The sequence below is a fragment of the Gardnerella sp. DNF00550 genome (genome assembly GCF_049262685.1).
Taxonomy (GTDB): Bacteria; Actinomycetota; Actinomycetes; order Actinomycetales; family Bifidobacteriaceae; genus Bifidobacterium; species Bifidobacterium leopoldii.
Genome location: NZ_CP058397.1, coordinates 944,529 through 971,417 on the forward strand (window position 1 = coordinate 944,529; position 26,889 = coordinate 971,417).

At 45.6% G+C, this 26,889-nt stretch carries 15 protein-coding genes and 3 tRNA genes; 6 read left to right on the plus strand and 12 right to left on the minus strand.

The features are described 5' to 3' along the window. Positions 1–71: 71 nt before the first annotated feature. Positions 72–145: transfer RNA gene (locus HXT29_RS03635), tRNA-Val, on the plus strand. A 58-nt stretch (positions 146–203) separates the two neighbouring features. Here the strand turns inward: HXT29_RS03635 and HXT29_RS03640 are convergent. Further along, positions 204–1,091, minus strand: a complete 888-nt coding sequence (locus HXT29_RS03640) for a PDZ domain-containing protein (protein ID WP_422111933.1) — start codon at positions 1,089–1,091, stop codon at positions 204–206. 240 nt (positions 1,092–1,331) lie between these two features. On the opposite strand from HXT29_RS03640, the gene HXT29_RS03645 reads away from it, so the two are divergent. Beyond that, on the plus strand, positions 1,332–3,089 hold the full coding sequence (locus HXT29_RS03645; RefSeq protein ID WP_422118281.1) for a zinc-dependent metalloprotease: 1,758 nt from the start codon (positions 1,332–1,334) through the stop codon (positions 3,087–3,089). 208 nt (positions 3,090–3,297) lie between these two features. On the opposite strand, the gene HXT29_RS03650 is transcribed toward HXT29_RS03645, so the two are convergent. Then, positions 3,298–4,857, minus strand: a complete 1,560-nt coding sequence (locus HXT29_RS03650; RefSeq protein ID WP_422118282.1) for an ATP-dependent helicase — start codon at positions 4,855–4,857, stop codon at positions 3,298–3,300. Between the two features lie 155 nt (positions 4,858–5,012). Here HXT29_RS03650 and HXT29_RS03655 point away from each other — a divergent pair, with 155 nt between their 5' ends. Both HXT29_RS03655 and HXT29_RS03660 read left to right on the plus strand, forming a co-directional pair. After that, positions 5,013–6,743 (plus strand): phosphotransferase, encoded by a 1,731-nt coding sequence (locus HXT29_RS03655; RefSeq protein WP_422118464.1) that lies wholly within the window; start codon positions 5,013–5,015, stop codon positions 6,741–6,743. Between the two features lie 63 nt (positions 6,744–6,806). After that, positions 6,807–7,025 carry a DUF3107 domain-containing protein gene (locus HXT29_RS03660; RefSeq protein ID WP_004573894.1) on the plus strand — a complete coding sequence of 73 codons (219 nt, stop codon included), beginning with the start codon at positions 6,807–6,809 and terminating at the stop codon, positions 7,023–7,025. 150 nt (positions 7,026–7,175) lie between these two features. On the opposite strand, the gene HXT29_RS03665 is transcribed toward HXT29_RS03660, so the two are convergent. Then, a complete protein-coding gene (locus HXT29_RS03665) occupies positions 7,176–8,096 on the minus strand; it encodes a PHP domain-containing protein (RefSeq protein ID WP_410297421.1) in 921 nt (306 codons plus the stop codon). A 112-nt stretch (positions 8,097–8,208) separates the two neighbouring features. Between HXT29_RS03665 and HXT29_RS03670 the strand changes: the two genes are divergently transcribed. After that, positions 8,209–8,859 (plus strand): vitamin K epoxide reductase family protein, encoded by a 651-nt coding sequence (locus HXT29_RS03670; protein WP_101885943.1) that lies wholly within the window; start codon positions 8,209–8,211, stop codon positions 8,857–8,859. Positions 8,860–8,912: 53 nt separating this feature from the next. On the opposite strand, the gene murI is transcribed toward HXT29_RS03670, so the two are convergent. Both murI and ileS read right to left on the minus strand, forming a co-directional pair. Next, positions 8,913–9,683 (minus strand): glutamate racemase, encoded by a 771-nt coding sequence (gene murI / locus HXT29_RS03675; protein WP_422118283.1) that lies wholly within the window; start codon positions 9,681–9,683, stop codon positions 8,913–8,915. A 136-nt stretch (positions 9,684–9,819) separates the two neighbouring features. Beyond that, positions 9,820–13,254 (minus strand): mupirocin-resistant isoleucine--tRNA ligase, encoded by a 3,435-nt coding sequence (gene ileS, locus HXT29_RS03680; protein ID WP_422118284.1) that lies wholly within the window; start codon positions 13,252–13,254, stop codon positions 9,820–9,822. A 382-nt stretch (positions 13,255–13,636) separates the two neighbouring features. Between ileS and HXT29_RS03685 the strand changes: the two genes are divergently transcribed. Beyond that, positions 13,637–13,786, plus strand: coding sequence for a DNA-binding protein (locus HXT29_RS03685; RefSeq protein WP_004105159.1), 150 nt, complete (start codon positions 13,637–13,639; stop codon positions 13,784–13,786). A 6-nt stretch (positions 13,787–13,792) separates the two neighbouring features. Here the strand turns inward: HXT29_RS03685 and HXT29_RS03690 are convergent. The 7 genes from HXT29_RS03690 to HXT29_RS03720 all read right to left on the minus strand — a co-directional run bounded on the left by HXT29_RS03690 (position 13,793) and on the right by HXT29_RS03720 (position 25,945). Beyond that, a tRNA-Arg gene (locus tag HXT29_RS03690) sits at positions 13,793–13,865 on the minus strand. A gap of 333 nt (positions 13,866–14,198) precedes the next feature. Continuing rightward, positions 14,199–14,531, minus strand: a complete 333-nt coding sequence (locus HXT29_RS03695; protein WP_415683393.1) for an exodeoxyribonuclease VII small subunit — start codon at positions 14,529–14,531, stop codon at positions 14,199–14,201. Positions 14,532–14,579: 48 nt separating this feature from the next. Then, positions 14,580–15,995 (minus strand): exodeoxyribonuclease VII large subunit, encoded by a 1,416-nt coding sequence (gene xseA / locus HXT29_RS03700; protein ID WP_422118465.1) that lies wholly within the window; start codon positions 15,993–15,995, stop codon positions 14,580–14,582. A 120-nt stretch (positions 15,996–16,115) separates the two neighbouring features. Then, positions 16,116–16,189, minus strand: a tRNA-Lys gene (locus tag HXT29_RS03705). Between the two features lie 772 nt (positions 16,190–16,961). Then, the gene (locus HXT29_RS03710) at positions 16,962–18,041 is read right to left on the minus strand and encodes a class C sortase (RefSeq protein WP_422118285.1); all 1,080 of its coding nucleotides are present in this window, start codon (positions 18,039–18,041) and stop codon (positions 16,962–16,964) included. A 90-nt stretch (positions 18,042–18,131) separates the two neighbouring features. Continuing rightward, positions 18,132–19,826 carry a SpaH/EbpB family LPXTG-anchored major pilin gene (locus HXT29_RS03715; protein ID WP_422118286.1) on the minus strand — a complete coding sequence of 565 codons (1,695 nt, stop codon included), beginning with the start codon at positions 19,824–19,826 and terminating at the stop codon, positions 18,132–18,134. Positions 19,827–20,122: 296 nt separating this feature from the next. Beyond that, complete coding sequence (locus HXT29_RS03720) at positions 20,123–25,945, minus strand: Rib/alpha-like domain-containing protein (RefSeq protein ID WP_422118287.1); 5,823 nt, start codon at positions 25,943–25,945, stop codon at positions 20,123–20,125. Positions 25,946–26,889 lie beyond the last annotated feature (944 nt).

The following is a 26,889-nucleotide window of genomic DNA, read 5'->3' on the forward strand; positions in this document are numbered from 1 at the left end:
CGATTGTTACGACGCGCGCCACACGTTGCATTCGTACACACCATCATGTATGTTTTTAATTTGTTGCGAACGGGCGATTAGCTCAGCTGGCTAGAGCGCCACCTTTACACGGTGGATGTCGGGGGTTCGAGTCCCTCATCGCCCACTTTCTTTTTTATCTATTTTCTGTTTTATCTATTTTCTGCTTTATTTGGTTTGTAGTTTTATTTCACATTGCAGCTTGGCAATTTATTTGCCCCATGACCAGAACCAATAGCTTTTAACGCCCTGTAAGCATCATCCAATGTTTTTACACTTACAACGCGCAAGCCTTGTGGCACATGCCCAACAACTTCATTGCAATTATCGTAAGGTGCTAAGAACCAAGTGGCCCCATCTCTTTTAGCTGCAATCATCTTTAACCGAATACCGCCAATTTCGCCAATTTTTTGCGATTTTTCAATAGTTCCAGTTCCGGCTATCGTCTTACCACCAGTTTCTTGTTCAGGAGTAAGTTTGTCAAGAATCCCTAGAGTGTACATCATTCCGGCAGACGGTCCACCAATATCTTCAATATGTAAACGAACTTTTACATCTTCTTTTTTAATTCCAAGGTGCTTAGACGCGTACTGCAACGCAACATTTTGAGCAAGGCTTTGCGAATCATCCATCTCGTTTGTGGATTCCTTCTCATACTCGTCAGCACTCTGCCCTACTGGCACAATAGCTTCACGAGGCAACAAAGTTTTATGAGGATCCATCCATGAAGTCAATGAATAAAATGTTGAAACTTCATATCCAGGAACACCAGAAACATTTACAGTAATCAACAATAACTTGCCAGTATCATGATTCTCTTTTACTCGAGAACCAGACATATCAATCACAGGAGTATTGGATAGGGATCCTAAAACATCCTGTGTTGGACCAGGCTCTTCTACGACGTATGCGCTTGGAAGCGACAACGCAAAAATCGCAACAATTACTGTAAAGAATCCTGCAAAATATCGCAAAGAATGCGAAGTAATGTACAAAACTAAAGCATGAGGCAGCGAGCGCAAGAATCTAAAACACGTACGGAATACACTAGCACCTGTAGAAAAGCGAAACATGCTTGTATCATGACACAAGCCCTATATAGTTTTGCTTTAAAATATATTTGCACGCAAGTTATAGCGCATAAAACCATATTATCGAGTAGAATATTTGTATTAAAAAAATATTTTTATTAAGAAGATGCGCTAAACTCGCATATAAAGACGTGTAAAATACGTACAAATACGTGCAGATACGAAACGTATAAAAATAAAAACTGTAAATTATGCAACACGTGGCACGAGAAGGATACGCTCATGAATGACGATGCAATTCACCAATGGCTCATTGAATGCTTTGGGCCAATACAAGGAGAAGAAGCATGGAAACAACTTGATCAGCTTCCTTTTGAGCTACGCGAACAACTCTTAAATCAGAATCCAGATAAGCTTCCTAAACCAGACGAAGTTCGCGGAATGATGCAAGCTTTTAGTGCAGGCGGTCTTAATAATCCATACGAAATGGAAGCAACACTTGAAGAAGGGCCAATTAATCGCAAGTTAGCGCAATCTATTGCTCTACAGCACGCTAATGGCGATCAAGGAAATGTAAATGCAGACGTAGCAGATGCCACACGAAGATCTTTAAGCCAAGCGAACTTGTGGCTAGATATAACGTGCAATTTCAATCCTGCTCCTGGAACGCCAGAAGTATTGTCTAGAGCTGATTGGGTAGAAAAAACCCTGGAAGCTTGGGTTAAATTCGCTAATCCTGTTGCAAAATCAGTAAATGAAGCACTCACTTCTGTTATTGAAGAACGATTCCGTGATGTGGATGATGCTGAAGTAAAAGGATTATTTGCAGGAGTTGTGCCAATTCCGCTGCCTGAAGGAATGAATAATCCAGCGCAACTAATGAAACTGCTTGGAAACACTTCGTTTGCTATGCAACTAGGTCAAGCAGCTGGAGCACTTTCACACGAAGTGCATGGCAGTTTTGATCAAGGTCTTGCGCTTTTACAAAATCCTGCAGGCGGATTAATTCCATATAATTGCATTGAGTATGCAAAAGTGTGGGAATTGGATATTACAGAAGTCATGAATTATTTGGCTTTGCGAGAAGCTGCACACGCAAGATTATTTGCATCCGTGCCATGGCTTATGCCACGATTTGAAGCGCTGATTATTAAGTACGCAAACGGAATAAACATTGACTTAGAAGCTATGGAAGAACAGCTTCGCGACGTGGAAACAATGAATCCGGAAGCAATTTCAGGAGCTGTTAATTTGCAAAATATTGGCAGCAATGATTCTGAAGAGCAGCGTCAAGCTTTGCACAGTTTGGAAACTTTGCTTGCACTTGTTGAAGGTTGGGTTGATTGCGTCACATGGCAGTCTGGAATGGCTCATATTGTGCACATTGAGCAGTTGCGAGAGATGATGCGTCGCGAGCGAGCTGCGGGAGGGCCTGCAGAAGTGACGTTTGAATCGTTACTTGGTTTGCACTTGCGCCCTCGCCGTATGCGTGAAGCATCACAATTGTGGGAAAAGTTGACTCGCGAGCGCGGTATTGAGGAGCGAGATAGCTTGTGGAGTCATCCAGATTTGTTGCCAACTTTGCCGGAAGCTAGCGAAGTTACGAAAGACGCTGGCGTTGGTAATGCAGGTGACGGTGCTGGTAACGAAAGTAAAGCTGGTGACGAAGTTACGAAAGAATCCGATGCGGAGGATGCAACGGAAGCTGCTGCAAAAAATGCAACAGAAACTCAGTCTAATCAAACTAATGAAGCAACTGAAAAAACTAGCGAAAGTCACGAAAGTGCGGACAATTACGAAAGTAACAAAAATACTGCTAACGCTATCGAAAATGCGCCTAACGAAAAATCGTTTGAAAAATTAACAGAAGACGATTTAGGCACAAATGATTGGGATGCTGAACTTAGCAAGCTTTTGGAAGAGGATGCGCGCCAAAAGAAGCAAAACAGCGAAACCGGTAACGAAGCTGGCAACGAATCTGGTAACAAAAACAGTAACGAATCCGGCAATTCCGACGAAACTGATGCTGACGGCGAATAAAACTCTTGTAAAACTCCTGATTCAATAACAATCCAGCTGAATAATCGACATCAACGCTCAAAACGGCAGAAACTGTGCAACTGTGTAAAGAAAAGGTCGGTTCACAACCAAAAAACGGCAGAAACTTTACATGAGCGTAAAGAAAAAGTCGGTTGCAAGCCAAAAAACGGCATAAACTTTACATGAGCGTAAAGTTTATGCCGCGAGATTAAGCCAGAAAGCGGCTAGGCACACGATTCATGCCAGTTCCACTGTCTTTTCTAGAAGCGTAAGAAAGATGCAAAGTCTTTTCTGCGCGAGTTATTGCAACGTACATAAGTCTGCGCTCTTCTTCCAAAGCGCTGTCATCAGCCGTAGAGCCAAAAGGAATAAGCCCTTCAGAACAGCCAATTACGTAAACATGCGCAAACTCTAAACCTTTAACAGCATGAATAGTTGAAACAGTAACAGTTGAAATATTAGAAAATGCAAAAACGTCAGAAATACCTTGAGCACCATAGCTTTGCGCATCCTCTAAAACATTTCGCTGCCACCCCACGTCTTTTCTCACGCGATACGGAAGTTTTGCTGCTTTTAACGCTTTACAAACTACTTGCTGTTGAGCATTGGTTCTCGTTAGTATTGCGCACTCCCCAAGATGCGCAGCACCGCTTTTTACAAGTTTTGCAATTTGCTCAACCACGCCCAAAGCCTCTTCAACATCGGTGGCAAAAACTTGCTGACTAACTCGAACGCCACCTTTCGTTGCAGCTTTAACTTTTACGTAATCCTTTTTATGTGCAGAAGCAGCAAGCACCCTATTAGCAAGACCTACGATGCGTTCTGTGGAGCGGTAGTCAGTATTTAAATTAATATCTGCACCAAGAGGCGCAAATTCTTGCGGAAATGAAAGCAAATAGTAACTATTCGCACCTGCAAACGAGTAGATTGTTTGCGCAGGATCGCCCACTACGCAAATATCGCGGTTCTGCCCCATCCATAATCGCAACAATTCATGCTGTAAAGGAGACACATCCTGATATTCATCAACTGTGATCCATCCGATTGATTGCTTAATACGGTTTGCAGCTTCCGGAAAATTTCGTAAAATATGGCAGCAAAGTAGAAGAATATCGTTAAAATCGATGCAAGTATGCGCATTTTTTTCGGTTTCGTAAGCTTCATATATATCGACAAATTGCTGCGGCTCTATGCCTGCAGGAGGCAAACGATGCGTAGAAGCGCACACACGCAAGTAATCGTCAGGCGCAATAAGCGAAACTTTCGCCCAATTAATTTCTGCCAAAATATCGCGAGTTTGCAACAAAGTCATATCTGCAAAATCTCGATAACGTTTAAGCGCAGAAGCTATGATTTGCTGAGAATCATTCATAATTGACGGGAATTGTGCTGAACAGACGTCGTTCCACACGCTGCGAATTTGTTGCAAAGCCGCAGAATGAAATGTTGAGACGCATCCAACATTACTTACACCAAGAGCCTCAATACGCGATCTCATTTCCGCAGCTGCTTTTACAGAAAAAGTAACTGCCAAAACTCTTTCAGGATCCCACTTACCAGTAGCGCAAGCATACGCAATTCTGCGCGTAATAGTGCGCGTTTTACCAGCTCCTGCACAAGCTATAATGCGCACAGGCCCTTCTAGCGCGGTAGCAGCTTCGCGTTGCGAATCATCCAACCCGTCTAAAAGCGCTCCTGGAGAAGTCACTTGCGAAGTTTTAGACGTCACTTGCAAAGTCACTTGCGAAGTTTCTGGTGAAGAATTCATAATTCTATTGTTGCAGCAATAGCAACGCTTACGCAACAAGAATAAAAATATGTGTATAACTTACAAAAAATTGGCAAAATTTCGGTGCTTTGTATTACTGTGGGAGTGTGACACAACTCAGTAGATTCAAGTTGGCAGCACTGGCATCTGCAGCCATGCCCGAAGTACAGTTTGCAGGAACGCGCCAAAGTGAGCAAGTTAATGCCACTGATACCGCGGCTGGAATTTCTCACGCCGTTGTGCAAGATATTTCCGGTAAGCTTTACGACGTTTTTATCAGTGCGGATAGTAAAGGTCGCAAGCGTTTGCATGACCGGGCTCGCGCAGCATGGACTCTTGAGCACAGTAAAGATTTGGCAGCTTTGGGATTCGCTTACGACACTATGCTCACGTTTATGCCAGGAAAACGCGAAGATGCCAATAATAACACTGGAAATGTTGCAAATAATGTAACCGCTGGAAATTCTACAGTTGCTGGCACCCAGCAATATGCGCAAAAGCAATCTACTCAACAGCAATCTACACGAATGTCAAGCATTATTGCCAACGACAACGATGAAGACACTGTGCTTATTTGTGAACATCTTGAAGGTAGCGCTCGCGACTTGCGTCTTCTTACTACCGACGATTGCGCAAATGTTGGAACTGCAATCGGCGCTATTCATCGCTTGCGCCCTACTTTCGTGACGCGCGGAAAATACCCTGCTTTTACTACTGGTCAAATTCGAGCACAGTTAACCGGTTGGATTAAAAGACTTCGTCAAGCCGGCCATATTCCAACCGAAATTACTGACAGTTGGTCGAGAGTGTTGGAAACTGAAGGATTGTGGTCATTTGAAACTTGCCCAGTACACGGCGGTTTTATGGATGGTGACATTTTATTTACCGGCTCAACGATTACTGCTGTAACAAATTGGCAAAGAATGCAAATTAACGATCCTGCGCGCGATTTGGCTTGGATTTTTGCAAAACTTAACGAGCAGCGCCGAAACGCAGTGCTTTCTGCATACGGTAGGATTATGGGTTCTCGTTTAGATAGTTTGATTATGCTCCGCGCAAACTTGTGGCTACAAATGGAACAAGTTGGCGATTTTGTTCAAGCTTTGCAACGTGCAGATAACACCAGTATTATGCGTTTTAAGGCTCAAGTTGAACGTTTAGCGCACGAGCTTAGTCGTATTAGTAATGCACAAACTGCTAAAACTGGTCGTGCTACAGGAAATCCTGCCTCGACTATTACAGTTGGAACGCTTCTTGAAAATGACAATACTCAAAGTCGCCAAATTTCTAAGAATAATTCTACTGAAAACCAACTAAACACTGGAAATAGCGACGAAACTAATGAGCGAGACATTACTTCAGAAGGAAATACTGAATTAAATAACGCTCAAGACGAGACTTACGATAGCAACAAAACTATAAGCGACGAAACTCATGAGCGCAAAGTTCAATATGCTGGCACATACGCAGCTAACGCTGAGGAGGCTGAAAAAGCAGCACAACTCGCTGACGACACAGCAACTCAAGTAATTACTCATGTAAAAACTCAAACAGTACACGAAACCGCAGAAACTATTGTGCAAACTGCAATGAGTAAATCTGCTGATAGCTATGCTAGTGATGAGCCTGAAAGCGTCAATAACGCTGGTAGCGCTGAGGAAGCTAAGGACACCAAGAACAACAATGATTCTGAGGTTAAGGATGAAGTTATAGCTGAGCGTGACAGTAAGGTCGATAGTGCAAACGAGACTTCTTCTGACTCAAAACTTTCTGAAGATGAAGAAAAAAATATGCAAGACTATGACGATAAACCAGAAACCGTAATCATTCCTCTTCTGGAACGTGAAGAACGAGCGATGCGCGACGCACAAGCAGACTTAGACTAAGATAAATAAAATACTAAATACTAATTAAAACGATAAATAGCGTAAAAAGCAAAAGGAGCATGTATGCGAGTTGTTTTAGGAGTAAAAAACGTTTCTGATTCCATCGATTTTGAAACCAACCAAAGCGCAGAAGAAGTACGCAAAGTGATTGATGATTCCAAAGATATGCTTGAGTTTACGGACGTAAATGGGCGCACTATTATGGTCTCAGCTTCGTCGCTGTCTTACGCACTCATCGGCGATACGCCAAAGCATTCAGTAGGCTTCGGAGCGCTCAATTAAAATAGCGGAATTTCGCTAAAAACGGCAAAAACTTTACAGCAGCGTAAAGAAAAGGTCGAAATACCGCCAAAAAACGACAGAAACTTTACACGGGAGTAAAGTTTCGGTCGGTTGCGAGCGAAAAAACGACAGAAACTTTACAGCAACATTTTAGAGCTTATAGCCGCGCAAGAGTATTTCCGATACTACTTCGCGGCTTGTTGTTTCTTCGCCCAAACGATTTGGCTTACCATAGCCATGCCAATCCGAGCCGCCCGTCACAAGCAAATCGCACTTACTCGCTAAAGAAAGCAGTCTTTCACGCTGTGCTTTAGAATTTCCGCGATGATACACTTCTAAACCGTCAAGACCAGCTTTAACAAACGATATAATTTGATCGTCCGAAAGAAGCACGCGGTTACGCGTAGGATCAGCAGGATGCGCAATAACAACAACTCCCCCAGCATCTTTAACAGCCTCAATAACTTCACGAACATTTGGAGAAGGAGTTGGTATATAGTACGGGCTACACGGAGAAATAGGCCCAGCAAAAGCCTCAGAACGCGTTTTGTACACGCCAGCTTTTACTAAAGCATCAGCGATATGCGGCCGCCCGATTGTAGTTAAGTCACCGAGCTTCGCTTGAGCTAAAACGTCATCCCAAGTAATTGGAAAATCGCGTGACATACATTCAACCATATGCTTTGTGCGATCAAAACGACGCTTCCTAGTAAGCTCAAACATGCTCACAATCATGCTATTTTGCGGATTGTACTGGTATGCGAGCATGTGCACAAACACGCCTGAGTCTTGCGCTGTAATCTCCGAACCAAATAATACTGGCACATTCGAAGCCTTAGCAGCCTCTTGAAAATCATGCCATCCTGCAGTTGTGTCGTGGTCAGTAATAGCAACACCTTGCAAACCAACGATTTTAGCTTGCGTAATTAAATCTTCTGGAGTTGCAGTACCGTCTGAATAAACAGTATGACAGTGCAAATCCCAGCGTTCGCGCGCAAAATTCATCATGCTGGAGTTGCTATCGCTAGCATGATTTGATGCGTCGTGTTGGTTGTTGCTTATTGCGGTCATATAATCATCGTAAACTGTGCCATGTAACGAGAAATGAATATGCACACATAATTATTTGCTATTATTTATTATTATTCACATCATTCGCAATTAGTAACTTTTAGGAGCAGCAATGGAGCAAACTAACGCCGCTAAAGAAGACTATGAAACAACACTTAGCGGATGGAGGCACTCTGCAGTATGGACGTATGGCATTATGCTATTTTTCTCTGCGGTAGCACTCGTAACTTCGCTTATACTTTCTGCTGAAACCCTTGCTTTAGCACGCGAACCTAATAAGCTGCTCAGCTGCGACTTCAACAGCGTAGTATCCTGCTCTAGAGTTGCGCAAACTTGGCAGGCAGAAATTGTGAAATTTGGCGAATTAAGCTTCCCAAACGCATTCTTTGGAATTGCTGCAGAAAGCGTATTCGTAACGCTCGCAGTTATTGGAATGATTCGCGTACGCGTGCCGCGATGGTTTGCAATTTGCACTTGGCTTGGTGGATTATGCGCACTTGCCTACGCTTACTGGCTGTTTTCGCAATCTATGTTCGTAATTCACGCGTTGTGCCCGTGGTGCATTGTGCTTATGTTCTCCACAACAATGCAATTTATATCGTTGACTCACGCAAGCGTAAGTTCGCAAAAATTGCTTGTTAAGCGTTTTAGCTTGGTTGAAAGCTACTACCGTTTGCGATACGACTTGCTCATAGACGTGCTTTGGATTGCGGCATTGCTTACTTTGATTTTGTGCCAATATTCTAAAGTATTTTTTGGCTGAATAAGAGCGATTTTTAGCACAAAGTCTTAACGCAAGATTTTAACGCAAGTCTTTCAGCACAAGCTCTTCGCAAGTTGCTGCATGCGCAAGCTTGTATCCGAATTAGTAAGAGTTATGCTGCCTTCTTGAGAATCGCTTGCAAGCTCATTATTAAGTTCCAATATTTTGTGCAAATGATTAATAGTTCCTTCGTTGCCGTCAACAATATTCGTGCGCGCAGGCAAAAACTCGCGGAAATAATCCCTATAAAACACAAAATGAGTACAACCCAGCACAACCGAATCAATACTGTCTAAATCATACTCGTCGAAATACTTGTGAAGAGCAGCAAAAACTACATCACGATCATTAAGCTCCCCACGCTCAACAATACGCACTAAATCGGGGCAAGGCTGCGAAAAAATCGTGTTATTTTGCGAAAAACGTTGCAGCAAATCCGCAAACTTGCGCTCGCGAAGAGTAAGAGGAGTTGCAGCTACGATTACGCGCTGAGACTCACCTTTACCTAAATCGCAAGCTAATTTAAGCGCCGGCTCCATACCTACGATAGGTATATTGTAATGCGCGCGCAAATCGTTCACAGCTGCGGAAGTGGCGGTATTACAAGCAATTACAACAGCTTTTACATTTAAACGAACAAAATGCTCGACAATTGCAAAGCTTAACTTTTTAACTTCTTCAGGAGTTTTAATGCCGTATGGCGCGTTAGCAGAGTCGCCGAAATAAACAATTCGCTCATGCGGAAGAGCAGCATGCAACTGACGAGCTACGGAAATTCCCCCAAGCCCCGAATCAAAAACGCCAATTGCTGCCGACGATGCCATAAACTACCTCCTAAAAACGCTTACTATCGTAATGGCGAGCCTCAACATATATAGCGCAGCAATAACAAAAACGTGCCGACGTATTATTGAAATACACCGGCACGTTTTGTTTAGTTAGCTAGCTGTTAGTTGTGTTTTACGCGCGCTTAACAGTTACGCTAAGACCAGTTGCGCTAGAATCAGCCTCAACAACCTCGAAGCTCGTAGCCAAAGTCTCCTCCGCAATCAAATCGCGGAACTGCTCAACTTTAGCAACGTCCGAAGCTGGCACGCTCAAAGTCAAAGCGATTCGGTCACTAATATCCAAACCGTTCTCCTTACGAGCATCCTGAACAGCGCGAATAGCATCGCGAGCATAACCTTCAGCAAGCAAATCGCTAGTCAAAGCAGTGTCGAGCATAACGAAACCGCCAGTTGGCATTGCAGCAGAAGCCGTATTTTGAGCCGCTTGAGCATCCGAAGATTCAACGCGATTCACAAGCTCATACTCGCCCTCAACAAGCGCAACTTCGCCGTTTGGAGTCTGAACAACAGGAGCGCCAGAGCCGTCAACATGCCAATCACCACTCTTAGAAGACTTAATAGCAAACTGCACTTGCTTACCCAAACGAGGACCAGCCGCGCGCGCGTTCACCTTAAGCTCGTGAACAATCTTCAAACCGTGTTCGCTTGCATCCTGCAAAGTGCAGAATGTAACATTCTTCACGTTAAGCTCACGCTCAAGAACCTGCTCGTAAGGCTCAACAGCGGCAGTATTTTCTGCAACAACAGTCAAGTTTGCTAACGGCTGGCGCACACGCAACTGTTCTGCCTTACGCAACGAAAGCGCAGAAGACACAACCTCGCGAACCTTATCCATAGCAGCAACCAAAGCATCGTCGTGCGCAAGAACAGCGCCAAGCTCAGTGACTTCGCCAGCCTTAGGATTTGGCTCACCATCCGAAAGAGTCTCAGGCTCAACCAAATAAGGCCAATCAGCCAAATGCACGGATTCGCCGCCTGTAAGACCGCGCCACACAGCCTCAGCTTCCATAGGAGCAAGAGGAGCAATCGTGCGCATGAACACTTCCAACACAGTGTAAAGCGTGTTGAAAGCAGTCTCGTCTTCATTCCAGAAGCGGTCACGGCTGCCGCGAATATACCAATTCGTAAGCACGTCAATAAAATCGCCAACTGCAGCACAAGCATCGCTAATCGCAAACTCGTTCAAGCACTTTTCTACGCGCTCAACAAGCAAACGCGTGCGAGCAAGCAAGTAGCGATCCATATTGCAAAGTCCTGCAACCTCGTCCGCGCGAAGGCGACGAGCATCGTAACCCTTACCACCGTTTGCAGCGTTCGCATACAGCGTGAAGAAGTAATACGAGCTCCAAACTGGAAGCATAACCTGACGAACAGTATCCCTAATGCCGTCTGCAGTCACAATCAAATTGCCACCGCGCAAAATTGGCGAAGACATGAGGAACCAGCGCATTGCGTCCGAACCGTACTCGTTGAAAACGCCGTTCACATCCGGGTAATTACGCAAATGCTTACTCATCTTCTGACCGTCGGAACCAAGCACAATGCCGTGGCAAATCACGTTCTTATAAGCCGGGCGGTCGAATAGAGCCGTAGCCATAATGTGAAGTGTGTAGAACCAACCGCGAGTCTGACCAATGTATTCAACGATGTAATCGCATGGGAAGTGCTCTTCGAAGAATTCCTTATTTTCAAACGGATAATGGAATTGCGCGAAAGGCATGGAACCGGACTCAAACCAGCAGTCGAGAACGTCCGTAATACGGTGCATTTGCGACTTTCCGGTAGGATCATCTGGATTTGGACGAGTAAGGCGATCGATATACGGGCGGTGCATATTCACATTGCCGTCGTCGTCGCGCGGATAGTCGCCAAAATCAGCCTTAAGTTCTTCCAAAGAGCCGTACACGTCTACGCGAGGATACTTTGGATCGTCACTCACCCACACTGGAATTGGCGAGCCCCAGAAGCGGTTACGGCTAATCGACCAGTCGCGCGCGTTAGAAAGCCACTTACCAAACTGGCCGTCCTTAACGTTTCCAGGAATCCAATTAATCTCCTGATTAAGCTCAAGCAAGCGCTTCTTAATCTTCGTAACAGACACAAACCAGCTAGAAACAGGCTTATAAATAAGCGGAGTTGCGCAACGCCAGCAATGAGGATAGCTGTGCACGTAGCTTTTTTCTTGGAATAGCAACGCGCGCTGATCTTCCGGCATTTGAGCAAGCGGACCGTCTCCTGCACGCAAGTTACGCAAAATTGGCAAGTTCGCGTCGAAAACGTACAAGCCTTCGTAATCTGGGCAGTCGCTTGTAAACTTGCAGCCTGCGTCGAGCACGTCAACGCTGCGAATTTCGTGCGCGTTAAGCGTGTTCATATCGTCCTCGCCGTAAGGAGCCTGGTGAACGAGACCAGTACCTTCAGCGGTGTCAACATAATCTGCAGTGAAAATCGTAAAAGCGTTAGGACCAGGAGTGCCGCCTTCTGCGAGCGCAGAATCGCTTGCAAAGTATGGGAATACTGGGTAGTAGCGCCAACCAGCCATCTGCGCGCCCTTAAGTTCGCGCACAACTTCGTAATTTTCGCCAAGTTCCTTAGTGTAGGAGCCGAGCAAAGGCTTACCGATGTAGAACTTTTTACCTGCGAACTTGCCTTCAGTTGGGCGAACTTCCACGTAGTCGATGTCTGCGCCGACTACGATTGCGAAGTTGGTTGGCACAGTCCAAGGAGTAGTAGTCCAGAAGACTGCATAAGCGTCGGCTTCGTCGCGAAGCTTAACAGCGACGGAAACGGTGGTGTCCTGACGATTCTGGTAAACGTCTGCATCCATGCGAAGCTCGTGCGCTGAAAGTGGAGTTTGGTCCTTCGGGCAGTACGGAAGCACGCGGTAACCCTTGTAAGCCAAGCCCTTATCATAAAGCTGCTTAAATGCCCACATTACGGATTCCATGTATGGAATGTTCAGCGTCTTGTAGCCGCGCTCGAAATCAACCCAGCGAGCCTGACGATGCACGTAGTTTTGCCACTCGTTCGTATACTTCAAAACGCTGGCACGGCAAGCATCGTTGAACTTTGCGATGCCCATTTTTTCGATTTGCTCAACTGACTCGATGCCGAGTTCCTTCTGCGCTTCTAACTCTGCAGGAAGACCGTGAGTATCCCAACCAAAAACGCGGTTTACTTTGCGACCGCGCATAGTCTGATAGCGCGGAACGACGTCTTTTGCGTAGCCTGTGAGCAGGTGGCCGTAGTGAGGAAGACCGTTTGCGAATGGAGGGCCGTCGAAGAACACGAACTCGTTTTGGCTACCCTTGCCGGACGGGCGGTATTCGATTGACTTGCGGAAAGTGTTGTTTGCATCCCAGTATTGGAGAACTGACTCTTCAAGCTTTGGGAAGGAAGGATTTGGTGCAACTTGCGCGCCGGCGTTTTCTTGCGTTGATGCAGAAACAGTTACCTTTGGATATACGTGATTTACGGACGTATTTTCGGAAGTATTTTCGGACGTATTTTCGGACGCGTTTGCTGCTGGATTAGTGGATTCGCTCACTGTGCTCTCCTCGCTCAACAGGGTGAATATTTCCCTGCGAGGACGACAGTTATTGCCGCGGTACCACCTCGCTTGCTATAAGATGATTACGTAACGCAAGTTACGTAGGTTACGTAAGTTACGTAATGCGAATATGCGACGCAAGTACATAACGCAAGTACATAACGCAATCGAACTATTCTTATAGCCTCTCGTGTTTGGCTGTACGGGCCAACCCCGTCGGTTCTAATAAGCGAGAATCTTACGAACACTCGCCGTTCTTCCGAAAACTCCCCGCCGATAACGGATCATCGCTTAAGTTAGAAACAATCTAACACTATCCCCTAACATTAGCAACTTTGCTAATATAAATTGACAGGACAATTACGCGAGGAACAATAAGATGGACAAGGTTAGTTTTTCAACGTTTGACGCAAGTAAATACTTAGACACACAGGAAGCAATTGATGAATATCTTGCTATTGCACTAGAAGATGGAGATACTAAAACAGTCCAACTTGTTCTAAGAGATATAGCAAAAGCAAACAAGTAATAAAAGTGCCCCGGATCAGAATCGAACTGACGACACCCACTTTAGGAGAGTGGTGCTCTATCCACTGAGCTACCGAGGCAACAAATGGCAATTATACACTATGGCATGATTCGCGCACAATTATGCGAGCAACAATTTAGGCTACGCGACTGATCGAAGCGGCAGAAACTTTACAGGCGCGTAAAGAAAAAGTCGGCTACGCAGCAAAAAACGGCAAAAACTTTACGCAAGTGTAAAGAAAAGGTCGTTTTCGCGCGATAAAGCAGCAGAAACTGCGCAGACGTGTAAAGTTTCGGTCGGATTAAGGCGACAAAGCGGCAGAAACTTTACAGCGGAGTAAAGTTTCGGTCGGGAAACCGGCAAAAAACGGCAGAAACTTTACAGCCGCGTAGAGAAAAAGTCGTTTGCGCGCTTAATCCTCAAGATTCGATTGCGTACCAGCCGTAGCCGCCGTCGCCGACTGCTCCGCCTGCGCCGCATCCAACTTGGCGCGAACTGTGGCAAGCAAACCCTGCGCGCGCTTTGCCAACGCCTCGCCAATCTCCCACTGACGCATGGACTGGTCGAGCGTCAAACCGCCAGCTTCCAACGCCTGAACCGCCTGAACCAGCTTTTCGCGAGCTTCTTCGTACGGCATCGCCTCAATCGCAGCGCGCTCTTCTTTCGTAAGAGTGCTTGCAAATTCTGCACTTTCGTTACTTTCTGCCGCTACTTCTTCCGCTTTTTTCGTTACTTTCTCGCTCATATCTAACCTTTCGTTGTATCTAAATAAATATCTAAAATATCTAAAAAATTACTTACTTGACTTTTTACTTGACTTTATGGAAGCAGTAGCTTTCGTAGCAGTCGACTTTGTTCCAGTCACCTTACCAAGAACCACACCGCTTTTAAGCGTAACTGTCATATCGTCGCCAACTTTCGCTAAAGCCGCGTCGTCAAGCACTCGCCCACCACTGAGCTGCACAACAGCGTACCCGCGATTTAAAGTCGATTGCGGACTTAACGCAGTCAAGCTCGCGTGTGCTTTCTCAACAGTCAAACTCGCGTCGTCAAGAAGTCGCACCAAACCGTGACGCATTCGCTCAACAGCCTGCTCAACCAAGCGCTCGTGCGGCTCAAGCATAGTGCTCGGGCGCGTAAGGCTCGGGCGATTCGCATAACCTTCAACGAGGCGAATCTCATTGTCAACGCGCGCAGAAATTCGCATGCGCATAGTTTGCAACGCGTTATCAATAAGCTGCCACTGCTCGCGCACGTCCGGAACAACGCGCTTTGCAGCATCCGTAGGAGTCGAAGCGCGCATGTCTGCAGCCAAATCAATCAGTGTCCAATCGTCCTCGTGACCGATTGCAGACACAATCGGCGTCACGCACGCAGCAGTGGCACGAACCACACCCTCGTCCGAAAAACCAATCAAATCCTCAAAGCTGCCGCCGCCGCGGGCAACGATAATAACATCAACCTCTGGATCCGCGTCGAGCTGCTTAATTGCGGCAATAATATCCGCCGGGCACTGCACGCCCTGCACATGCGCGTGAACAACTTTGAAGCGCGTAACAGGCCAGCGCAAATTCACGTTAGTAATAACATCGCCCTCTGCGCGAGCCTGAGGCGCACACACGAGGCCGATGCACTTAGGAAATTCCGGCAGCGGCACCTTATTTTCAGCGTCAAACAGGCCTTCGCCTTTAAGCTTTTTTCGCAACTCGTCAATTTGCGCTTTTAAGTCGCCGGCACCGACGCGGCGGATTTCGTCCGCAACGAAGCTTAAACGCGTGGCTTTTACCCAAATATCCGCCTTGCCGTGAACGACTACGCGGTCACCCTGGCGAAGATCGCGCGCTTGCTGCACGAAATTGCTGAAGCCCATTACGGAAATCGACACTTCTTCGTTGCTGTCGCGAAGAGTGATGTAACCGGAAGAGGCGCGGCGCATGTTAATTTCGACGATTTGACCCTCAATCCACGCTGCTGGCCAGCGTTCTACTGCACTGTGGAACTTTTGGCTTAAAACAGCAACAGGCCATGGATTTTCGGCAGTCGTGTCGGCGGCTTTCAAAGGAAGCTGGCGCGGCTGAGCTTGCTGCGGAGTAAGCGGTTGCGGCTGCTGCTCTACTGTTAGCTGCGACTGTGCTAAATTTAGCAGCGGTTGTTGCGACGGTTGCGGCTGTTCAAGATGGGCATCATCCTGGAATAATTGCGGCATCATATTTGACGAGGTCATGTTTCCAGCTTGACTGCAAAGAAGGACAAACGCGCGCTGCTGCATATGCGTGACGGAGGGATTAGATACGAAAAAACCCAAGCGGTGAAGCTTGGGTTTTGCTTGTGCCCCCTCAGGGATTCGAACCCTGGACACGCTGATTAAGAGTCAGCTGCTCTAACCAACTGAGCTAAAGGGGCGTTGGTTATCTTGGCTCGTTTCGCGAACCGAGTAACTACTATACTCAGAATGAGAGCGTACGCAAGCCGGCGTGTCGCATTAGAGTATCGAGAAGCAGCACAGTGCGCTTCTCGATACACTAATGCGGTAGCGCTTGCATAATGCGTAAAGCCCAGTGGGCTTTACGCGCAAGCGCGCACACGATTGTGCTTTCTTTATTATCTTAAGAAAGCACAATCTGACGAGTAAAGAAGCTTTGCATCAATGCTCTGCAGACGTTGAGTATTTATTGCTTAAAGAACACTAGCGTCCGTGCTGTTGCACACACTACACCAGGCACTCCTACCGTACCACAAAACACTAGCGGTTTTACTAGTAGTGAGGGTGGGTGTTGCTTGGTCGGAACAAATATTCGTGCGGTGAGATTTGAGATTTTTCGCACTGAGCGCGGCGAACGTCAGAGCCGCAGGCTGCTGATTCGCCAAGCGAAGAAGAAAAATCGAAAAATCTCTGCGATGAGCACGGTTATTAACGATTAAACACGCAGAGTTTGGGGGATTTCTTTACGAGCAATAAAAGAGGACTGAGGAAGCAACATTCTTTAAAGAAAGGCGAACACAATAATCGTCTTTAACAGCCAGAGCGACGAAGGACGGGAACTTGCGAGGAGAGAAATCCCCAAAAACTCGCTCCACAGCAAAAGAAATTCACGACAATCACAGCCACACAAGAAACCCGCCAGCCAAAAACCACGCAAGCACACGACGATTTGCGCTCAGGCAGGTCGTCGCGCTACTTGCGCCGTAAATTACGCAGCATTTTGCGCGAAACCGCCAGCAAATGCCTGCCTTGCACACTACTCACACCATTCTTCTTTCGCAACGACGCAATCAGCATCATCGCCATCAACACCGCAGACATCACCATCGATATCACAAACAGCGTCATCCACAACGGCCACTGCATATGGTCACCCGGCACGTTAGCAGGATCCGGCAGCACGCGATACCCCGTCACGAGCAGCCTGTGCGTGTTAATTCCATACGGCGTGCACGTAATCAGCGTCGCCAAATCGCGACCCTTCTCGCGCCGCAGCAAACGAATATCGTTCGGCTCCACCACATTTATGCGAAACACTCTGTACCGAAGAGTCTTTCCTTGCACATCAAAATAGAAGTAGTCGCCTTTTTTCAGCGTGTTTAAATCGTCAAACATCGTGGCATCCGGCATACCCGTATGCGCCGTCACAACCGTGTGCCTGCTTTTGCCACCCACCGGCAAATCCGTGCCGTACAAATGCCCCGCGCCCATTGCGAGAGTATCTTGAGTAGTCCCGTGGTAAATCGGCAGCCTCACGCCAATTTTTGGTATTTTCACGATGCCCATAATCCCCATCGGCTCGCTAAGCACTTTTTCGTACTCTTTATACTCGGGAGTGTCCATGTAATCGTTATTGCCGTTATACGGGTCCGCGCTAATAATTGCTTTGTGGCGAGCGTTGTATTCACGCGCTTTTCGCAAAATTTCCGCGCGATTTTCTTTAGGCTTTTCCTTATTTAATTTGTCGTACTCGATTGAGAGTTCCTTGGCAGCATGATTGTTGACCAAAGTAGAAACCACAGGATAGCTGAAACACAAAATGCCAATAGCAACAAGCGCAATCGGCTCAGCCAGCTTGCGAAGTGGGGACATTGGTTTTAGGGAAGACTGCTCTTGCGATGATGTAGATTGCGCAGATTCAGTATTTTCGGAAGATGCAGTGATTTCAGAGCTTGCGGAATCTTGCGCACTTTTGGAGGACTTATTAGCGCGCATATGAGTCAGCCGTTTAAATAGCGCGCGAGCAGACTCTGCAAAATCAGCTAGCTTCATGATTCCTCCACTAATAAAAGGAGCCGGGAAAGCGTTAGTTAACGCGCGCCCGACTCCCCATTTTCGTTAATGCTTAAAGAAAGGGATTAACTAAGCGCGGAGCTTAGCCTGCTCCTCTTCCTTCTTGCGACGACGCATGTACACAAAGAATCCGGAACCAACGAAGCACATGCCGATAACTGCGAAGATGATTACGCCTGCAGCACCGGTCTTTGGAAGGTTGAACCAGAAGCCACCATCCTTGGTTGGGACGTTAGGAATGTCAACAGCCTGAGCAGCAGTACCCTTAGCAGCAGATTCCAAAGTTACTTCATAAACCTTGGTGGAACGAGCATACTTGTCAGGAGCAGCAGTCTCAACAATGTAGAACTTCTGACCAACCTTAGCGACGTAGTCCTCAGTTACACCGTTAGCGTCAGTAGACTTCTCGCCAAAGCCTTTAAGAGCAGCTGAGCAGTTACCAGCAGTAGGGTCATCAGCGCACTTCTGTGCTACTGCAAGAGCCTTAGAATCAGAAGCCGTACCGTTAGCTCCAGCAAACACCTTGAACTTTGCATCCTTAAGCTTGACAGTATTATCAGTTCCGTCGTGCTTGAAGATGTGGAACTTACGGAACTCAGTATCAGTATGAGTCTCAGGCACGATTGGATTATGATTTTCACCATCCTTACCGCCAGGAACGAAACCATACTTGTTCATAAGCATGTTCTCACCATTACCAGTAGGAACAGTTGCAGCAATCTTGAAATTAAAAGTTACATGAACCTTCGGCTGATTATTACCAGTAACTTTATTCAGCTCTGCAACAATCTTTTTAAGACCTTCTGGCAGGAACACAACAGAAATACGAGTACGAGTATTATCGCCCGGAGTTTGTACTGCAGTCACATAGTAATCTTTGGTAGTATCAGTTGCGCTAGCACCCTTGGTAAGAGCATCTTTTACGCCATCAACCTTAACTTCAGTAACAGTACTTGCGTCAACTTTTTCATATGCAGTAGTCAAAGCGTCATCGAAGATCGCGTACTGCTTAAGATCATCAGCAGTAAGATCCGTAGCTTTACCATCTTTAAGATTGGTTGCCTTAGTCTTGTTTGGCGTAGCATCAATCGTGTATGGCAAAACATCACCAACACCAACCATGTTCTTAGTATCAGCAGTCTTAGAAATAGCATTACTCACGTTATGGTTCTTAGGCGTTACTTGAACATCATAAGTATACGTGTTGTTAGTAGCTTTGCCTTCACGAGTAATCTCTGGAACAGTCATGAAGAACGGAACAACATCAGACGAATAACCCTTAGGAAGTTTTGTTTCCTTCACCAAATACAAGCCCAAAGTGAGATTACTAAACTTAGCATCACCACTACCATCAGTAGTCTGAGTACCACCAGTTACAGGAACTGTCGTAAGCTTATTTTCATCAAGAGGACTTGTATTAAGCTGCTTTACTTTCTCAGCAAGCTTAGTCCAACCATCTCTAGTAGTTAAATCAACACTAAGACCATTAGTATCATCTTTACTAGCCTTAATAGTAGTAACTTTCACAATGGTAAACTCAGCGCCTTTAATACCACTATTAGTAGTATCATCCTTCTTATAAATGGTGATAGAACCAGTCAGCTTCTTACCATCATCAGACCATGGTGCTGGCTTAGCAGCTGTTTGCTCATTACCATTAGCAAATGCCACGTTGTTTGCCACCACGGCGCCGGCGACGCACAGCGTGCCAGCCATTGCGAGCGAGGCGAATGCCGCCACGCATTGTTTAGTGAATTTATTCACTTTCTTCTCCTTTATATCAGTGCCCTTGTGGGCAGGTTTTGAGGAAAATACGTTTATTGTTTTATTTTGTGTTGCGTTTTGCGAGTGTTCCCACATTCAGAGGTTCCCACATGCAGAGGTTCCCACAACTTGCGAGTGAGAGCCACATTCCGTACGCGTGCCGCATTCAGTGATCTAGCCACTGTTTGCGCGCGTCGCATTGCGCAACAAGTTTTAGCGAGAATCGCACTGCAAGCTTGCGAGTCAGTTACGTCTTGCGACTAGCCGGCTAGCAGGATTGCGTGCAAATGTTTTCATCAGCATCGCCACCTTTCGCTACGTCGCCTTAAAGCGCGAAGCTTTTTGGCAGTTTTGCAGATAAAATCTTTAATCAGTGTCTTACGCAGCAACGCATCAAGCATCGCGCGCCCCCACTTGGTTTGTTCAAGGAAGAACCCAGCCGCCATCACGCCCGTGCCAATCACAGCAAACGCACCAAGCAGCACGTTCCAGTTCACTCCGCCGGTCTTTGGCAGCGCGAATTTAGGCGGATCTATCACGTTCACGTCAACAGCAATTCTGTTCCAGTCTTTTCCAACAGTTACGCCGCTAAGCTGAGTCGTTTGCATATTCGTAGACGAATAATTATTCCCATCAATAAGGCTATTAAACACAGTCAGTGCTTTTGGCTTCAACGCAAACACAGCACACGTGTACTTTCCAGCCTTTTGAGGCACGCCAGCAATATCGTCTTCACTGCGAGACACAGCGCTTTCTATGCTTTCCTGCCGCCCCTTCGTGAAGCCATACAACAAGTTAGCCATGCAATTATTACTGTTCTCACTGCAAGACTTTCGCTGCTCGGCACTTGCAAAAGCCCACGGCTTCACATCTTCGCCGTAATTCTGGTTCAAGTGCATATTGAGGGTATCGTCAAGTCCGCGGTTCCACTTATTCTCGCCTTGCTTAGTGCACATCATGCGCAATGAAATATTGCTACGATCCTTCAAGCTCCACGCGAGCACATACGGGTTCTTAGTAAGACTCGTGCCGCTCATAACAGTAAGAGAATTACCACCACCAAGCGTGTCAGTAGAATCAGCGTCTTGAGATCTGAGCAATGTCATCTTAAGATCCCTGTCGGCGCCACCGCCCAAACCTCCAACTGTAACTTTCGCATACACAGGCTTGCCGTTGTTACCAGAATCCAGGTCGTCCGAAGTGGAGCCATCCGGGTAATGGATGACAATCTCTTTCAAGTACGCTTTAGGAGCAACAGATTGATCTGGATGGAATGTCACTTTGCCGTAACGTGTACCGTCATCCTTGGCACTGTGCTTGCCACTCTTTTGTTTGGTAGGATCGTCAGGCTTATTGCTTTGCTCACCGGTGTTACCAGCAGCGGAAGCCCAATACGACCAGTCTAAAGACACACTCTTGCCCTTAGTACCGTAATCATTTACCTCAAAGCCGTTCGCAGAATCCTTAAACTCAAACCAAGTGCCATCCGGCAGCGCGCCAGCCTTCACAGCATCCTGGTATTTATCCGCACCGTTAGCGCTCTTAACGCTTTGAGGCACAGCATTCTCAACCTTTTGACCAGCCGTAACGTTCACATCAACGTACTTCGGGTTGTAGAAGTGGTTTTCGTTGTGAATCTTAATTGGTATTGGGCGCTTCGCATAGTCAATGCCTTCAACCGCGTTTTTGCTGCCGTTATCACCATCAAGTTTCCACTTGAAGTTTTGCAACGGATCAGTGTTATTCTTACTTGCATCTTTGTTGAGTTTTGCTACAGCTGCATCGAATCTATCAAGCAAATTATTGGTATCGTCCTTAAACTGCTTTTGCTTAATCGCATACACTACGCACTCGTAGTCACCAGATTCGTTAGCCTTGCCTTTAATCCATCCACGAGTACGCTCAGTTGTGTCGCGTGAGTTACCATTCGTAATGTAATCGTCATACAGCTGCCTATCAGGGTGGCACTGTCTGCTATCCTTCTCGCAGTCTTTCTGCTGTTGCGCATTCTCTGTATGCTCCCAAATTTTAACTTCCTGCATCGTAATGCCGGCAATACCGCCCGACTGGTAGTGAGACTTAGTGCCGTCTGAATTGATCTTATAGCAGATTGTGCGCAAATTGATTTTTCCAGGCTTATACACGGACCAAGAATCAAGCCAACGAGTCGTCTGTTTAGAAGCACTTAACTCCTCGCCCTTAGTGAGTTTGATTGTAGTATTAGACCAGTTGCCACTACCTTCTTTATCGCCAACATTCAAGTGCAAATTATCAGGAGTCTCATCATGTGATCGAGTAACCTTCACACTCGCATAAATAGGCTTGCCGTTGTTTCCAGAATCTGAATCTGTTGATTTAGAACCGTCCGGATAATGCACTATAACCTGCGTTTGGTCAGGAGCAACAGGGAACCACCTGTGCGGTCGGAACGTAACCTTACCAAACTGACCCGTGCCATTTTTAGCTGAATCACCAGAGTCAGCTTTATTGTCTTGACCATCCTCAAAGAATGCATAACTTAAACCATTCTTTTCAAACCAAGTGCCGTCCGGCAAGTCGCCTTCTTTCACATCGTCTTGCGACTTATCAGCACCGTTAGCATTCTTCTTGCTTTGAGGCAGCCCAGTGGCTTGTTTGGTACCAGCCTCCATAGTTATAGGCTCATACTTAGGGTTGTAGTAGTGCGCGTCCGAGTGCACGTGAATTGGGAATTTCACAGAGTCCCAATCGATGTGCCTTTGAGTGGCATATTCAGGATGATCTTGACTACCCTGCTTATCCGTTAAGACTGACTTACTGATAACATCTTCAAACTTGCGGTCACCAGGGTTCTTTACAAACTCCTTTACAGCATTATCAAACTTAGTTTGCAAAGCACCATGCGCATTACCTTTACCCTCAAGGTCTTTAATAGCGTACACAGTGCACACAAAGTCGCCATTTTCTTTTACCTTGCCGTACAGCCAGCCCCACGTGCGCTCTGTAGTATCACGTTCATTACCATAAAGATATTTATTACGATCGCACTTACTATCATTGGCTTTACACTCTTTCCTCTGCTGTTCATTAGCTCGCGTCCACTGAGATGGATTCTTATCGGTAAACTCACCGCCTTCAATATTGCCTTTTCGACCAGCAAGTTTCAGACCATTAACACCATCAACCTCATAGCTTTTAGGTTCAGGTTTACCAGTTTGTGGATTCTTTTTGTAGCAAAGCATGCGCTGGTAAATTTTTCCCTGCTTAGCACTCGACCAGGAGTCAAAGAACATTGGCTTATACGTATCGCTAGGCTTGTCGCCTAAAGTATCACCTTTACGGAAACGCATACCGCTTTTATCGTTGTCCTCAATTTTCCTTCCGCCACCATGTTGGGAATAAACATTGAGTTTTAAATCATTTTTTTGAATATCTTGATTAGTTACTTCCACTGGAGCGTATACAGGTTTGCCAAGATTACCAGAATCCGGATCTTCAGAAGTGGAACCGTCCGGATAATGCACGATTACAGGAGCGTAATATTCTTCGTTAATCTTAACAATCTTGTTTGGAGAAAAAGTGACTTTGCCATACATCTCTTCGGAAGTAGCATCTTCAGGCTTGTTCTCTCCTGATTTCTTGTTACTTTGCTTACCATCAAACTTAAACCAGTCACGAACTTTATTTTTATCGTTAGGATACCCTCTTAACTCAAACCAAGTGCCTTTTGGCAACCTTGTGCCTTCATCAACAAGATCATTTTGACTCTTGTCGTCGCCCTTCACGCCGTTAGAACCACGATGGCTTACTGGAGCAGCCGATTGTTTAGAATTACCAGCCTTCACATATATCTTATCGTATTTAGGGTTATAATAATGCGCGTCAGAGTGAACCTTAATTGGCACAGTCCTAGATGTATAGTCAATGCCTTCTCTTAACCCACTGAAGGTATCCGAACTAATGATATTAGTAGAAGAACCTTCTTCCTTTCCAATATTCTTATTCTTTTTCTCAGCATCCTCAAATTTCTTCAAAGCCTTAGGCTTCAAAGCATATACAGTGCACTGATAATTACCAGTCTTTACTGGCTTTCCGGTGATACTACCACGCGTACGCTCCATGGTATTGCCAGTGCTATCAAATAATTTGTTTGCTACACAACCCTGACCATTTCGACACTTTTCCTGTTCCTCATCAGTAGCATGAGGCCACGGTTTTTCGCCATTTATTGTTATTCCATTAATACCGTCAAGATAAAACTTAATATTCGTAGGACTTGTAGTATCAGCACACACAGAGCGAATCTTAATATCGCCAGGCTCCTGCACTGACCAAGAATCTATCCATGGCTGTGGATTAACATCACGATTCTTGCGGAATACGAATCCATTGTTGTAGTTAATCTCTTGACCATTTTGGTTCCTAGCAATATGGAGGTGCAAGTCACCAGTACCAGGATCATGACGCTTTAAATTTACCTTCGCATAAACAGGATTACCTTTAGTAATAGAATCTTCATCTGTAGATTTTGATCCATCAGGATATGTAACTATTACTGGTGTCTTATAAGGATCATTTGGCTTGCTTGCAGTAAGCCACTTGTTAGGGTAAAAATATACAGAACCAGTCTTAGTATCTTGTGGTTGAATTGCAGACCACGATAAAGGATCTATTCCATGATTGTACTTTCCTATTACAAAAGTAGTACCTTCAGGTAAAGGACCCTTTATAGATCCATACGATCCATCACTGGTAGGTCTATCAGAAAAATCCTGAGTACCAGCATACATATCCTTTGTTACATACACTGGGTTGTACAACTGCGACATCTTCTTAACTTTGAAAACGACCTTTTTAGATACACTAACCTGTGATTTCTTGCAGTTATAGAAAGATGGATCAGGATAATTTATACCTATATTAAAGGTTACAGTCTTACCCGCATCCTGCTTCCTAGGTTTGTATATGACCTCACCAGTGAATTCATTGAGGTATACATCACCATCCTGCATATTGTTACTACTCCACACACGCCGGACTCCGTCAGGTAGTTTTTGATTAGTAAACACATATGCTATGCCATTTTGTGGTATATCTTCTGTTTTATAGTCCTTAGGGTTTGTAGGCTTCGGATTTTTATCCTTATTGTATTCGAAATGACCTTTTACAGAATCACCAACCCACTTACCGGTATACATAAATGGTTTTTGCGAATAAGGTTTACCATAAACAGCGTTATAATCTTTGCCGTCATCGAATCTACCAAACGCACCTTTCGGCTCTGGATACCGTAGTTCATCCCAAGAATCAGGATTCGTGTTATGAGCGTGCTCCCATAAATCAGGGAAACCATCGCCATCTGTATCATAAGGACCCATGATCGCAAACTTGTGCTTATCACTATCATCCGATCTAAATCCTGCAATGAATGGAAGGTTTTCTGGAACAGTTACAGAATCATCAAGATAAGCAGAAACTGTCCATCGATACGCAGTTACGGTATCACCGTTCTCTCGAGAAATCAACACACGAGAAAAATCTCCGTGTTCTTTCCATTTTTTAACTTCACAAGTATCAAATTGATCTTTAAATTGATCCTTCGGATCTTTACCTCGTCCAAGGTTTCCTAAAGACAAATCCCAATCATGCTGAAATTTCGGACCATCAGCGTAAGTATATGTCCATCTGGTCCAACCTGCATTAAATTCTCCTGGATTCTTCTCATCTCCCTGTAACGACCAGTTAAAATTAGTTTGACCAGGCAATAAACTTCGTTTTGTATATTCACGATAAACATGAACACTAGAGTCATCAATACCCCTCGGAAGATATACGTAGATGTAGCTTCTACCATCCCAAGCCTGACCATCAGATTTCTGATTTCCAATATTTTCAGCAGCGAATTGCGATGAGCCCATTCTTTTAAGTGCTAAGCTATTGGCATTAAAAGTTACTTTCCAAGTTATCTTTCTCCTGATACGACCATTATCATTAACAGTCTCTATTTCAGGATATGAAAGATCAATATCTCTCTGAGCGTCACCAACCCAATAACCATTATGAGTGAAAAAACCGTTACCTGATTTATCCCACCAAGCCTGATCAGCTTTCGCATTATGTGCCGGCGGCACTATGAGCATGGTTACTATGGTGGCGGCTGATACGAGCATTGCGAAGAGCGCGCGACGAAGAGTGTGGGCTGGGTGAGCGGTGCGGAGCGATGGTGACGTTGCTGGAAGTGGCTGTGGTGCCGGAAATGACTGCATTGTCGAAAGAAGTGCTGGCGGTGCCGAAAGTACTGGCATTGGTGGAAGAAATAACTGCGGTGCTGGAAGTATGAACGGCGTCGTTAGCGCTGGTCTTACGCCAGACCAAAGCGCGCGACGCAAGACGACCCACGCGTGATGCGAATCCACGGAACTTTGCTGGTAACATTTTCTCGCCTTCCTGGTCCTCAACCGCCGCACAAGCCGCAGTATATCCCAAATTCCAACTCTCTAATCTTTAAGACTTCACGTACTCAACCTGCATACGATGCCAATGCTTAGCGTACTAAAACCTTGTACGCATACTACTGCAAATGCCATAGACAGAGCTAACCACAGGTAGTCAGTATAACATATCTGTATGCCCTATATGCAAGCATGGTTGCTGAAAAGCCTCTAATATTTATACCCCCCCCCCATGAATGATTTCAAGCAAAACACGTGTTATATTCGTGCATATAAAAAATTTCTATAATTCACGAATATCGCTAAAAAATCTACTGTAAAACGCATTTATAATGAATAATTTCCGACGCCAAAACGACGAAATCGCGTCTTCGGCGTGTCTAAAAACCGACCACTTTCCCAACACAAAGTACTACATGTTGTTATAGCGCATGCATCGCACCGCTATATACTGTGCTGGTATATGCAGTGCTTGTATACGCTCTATGTGCTGTGTACTTCGCTGCTGTATTCTGTGTGAGATTCGTCACTATATGCCATGCTGCTATATGATTCGTCTATATATACTGTGTGCTTCGTCGCTATATGCCGTGCTGCTATATATACTGTGCAGCACTCAAACAGGTCGTCGC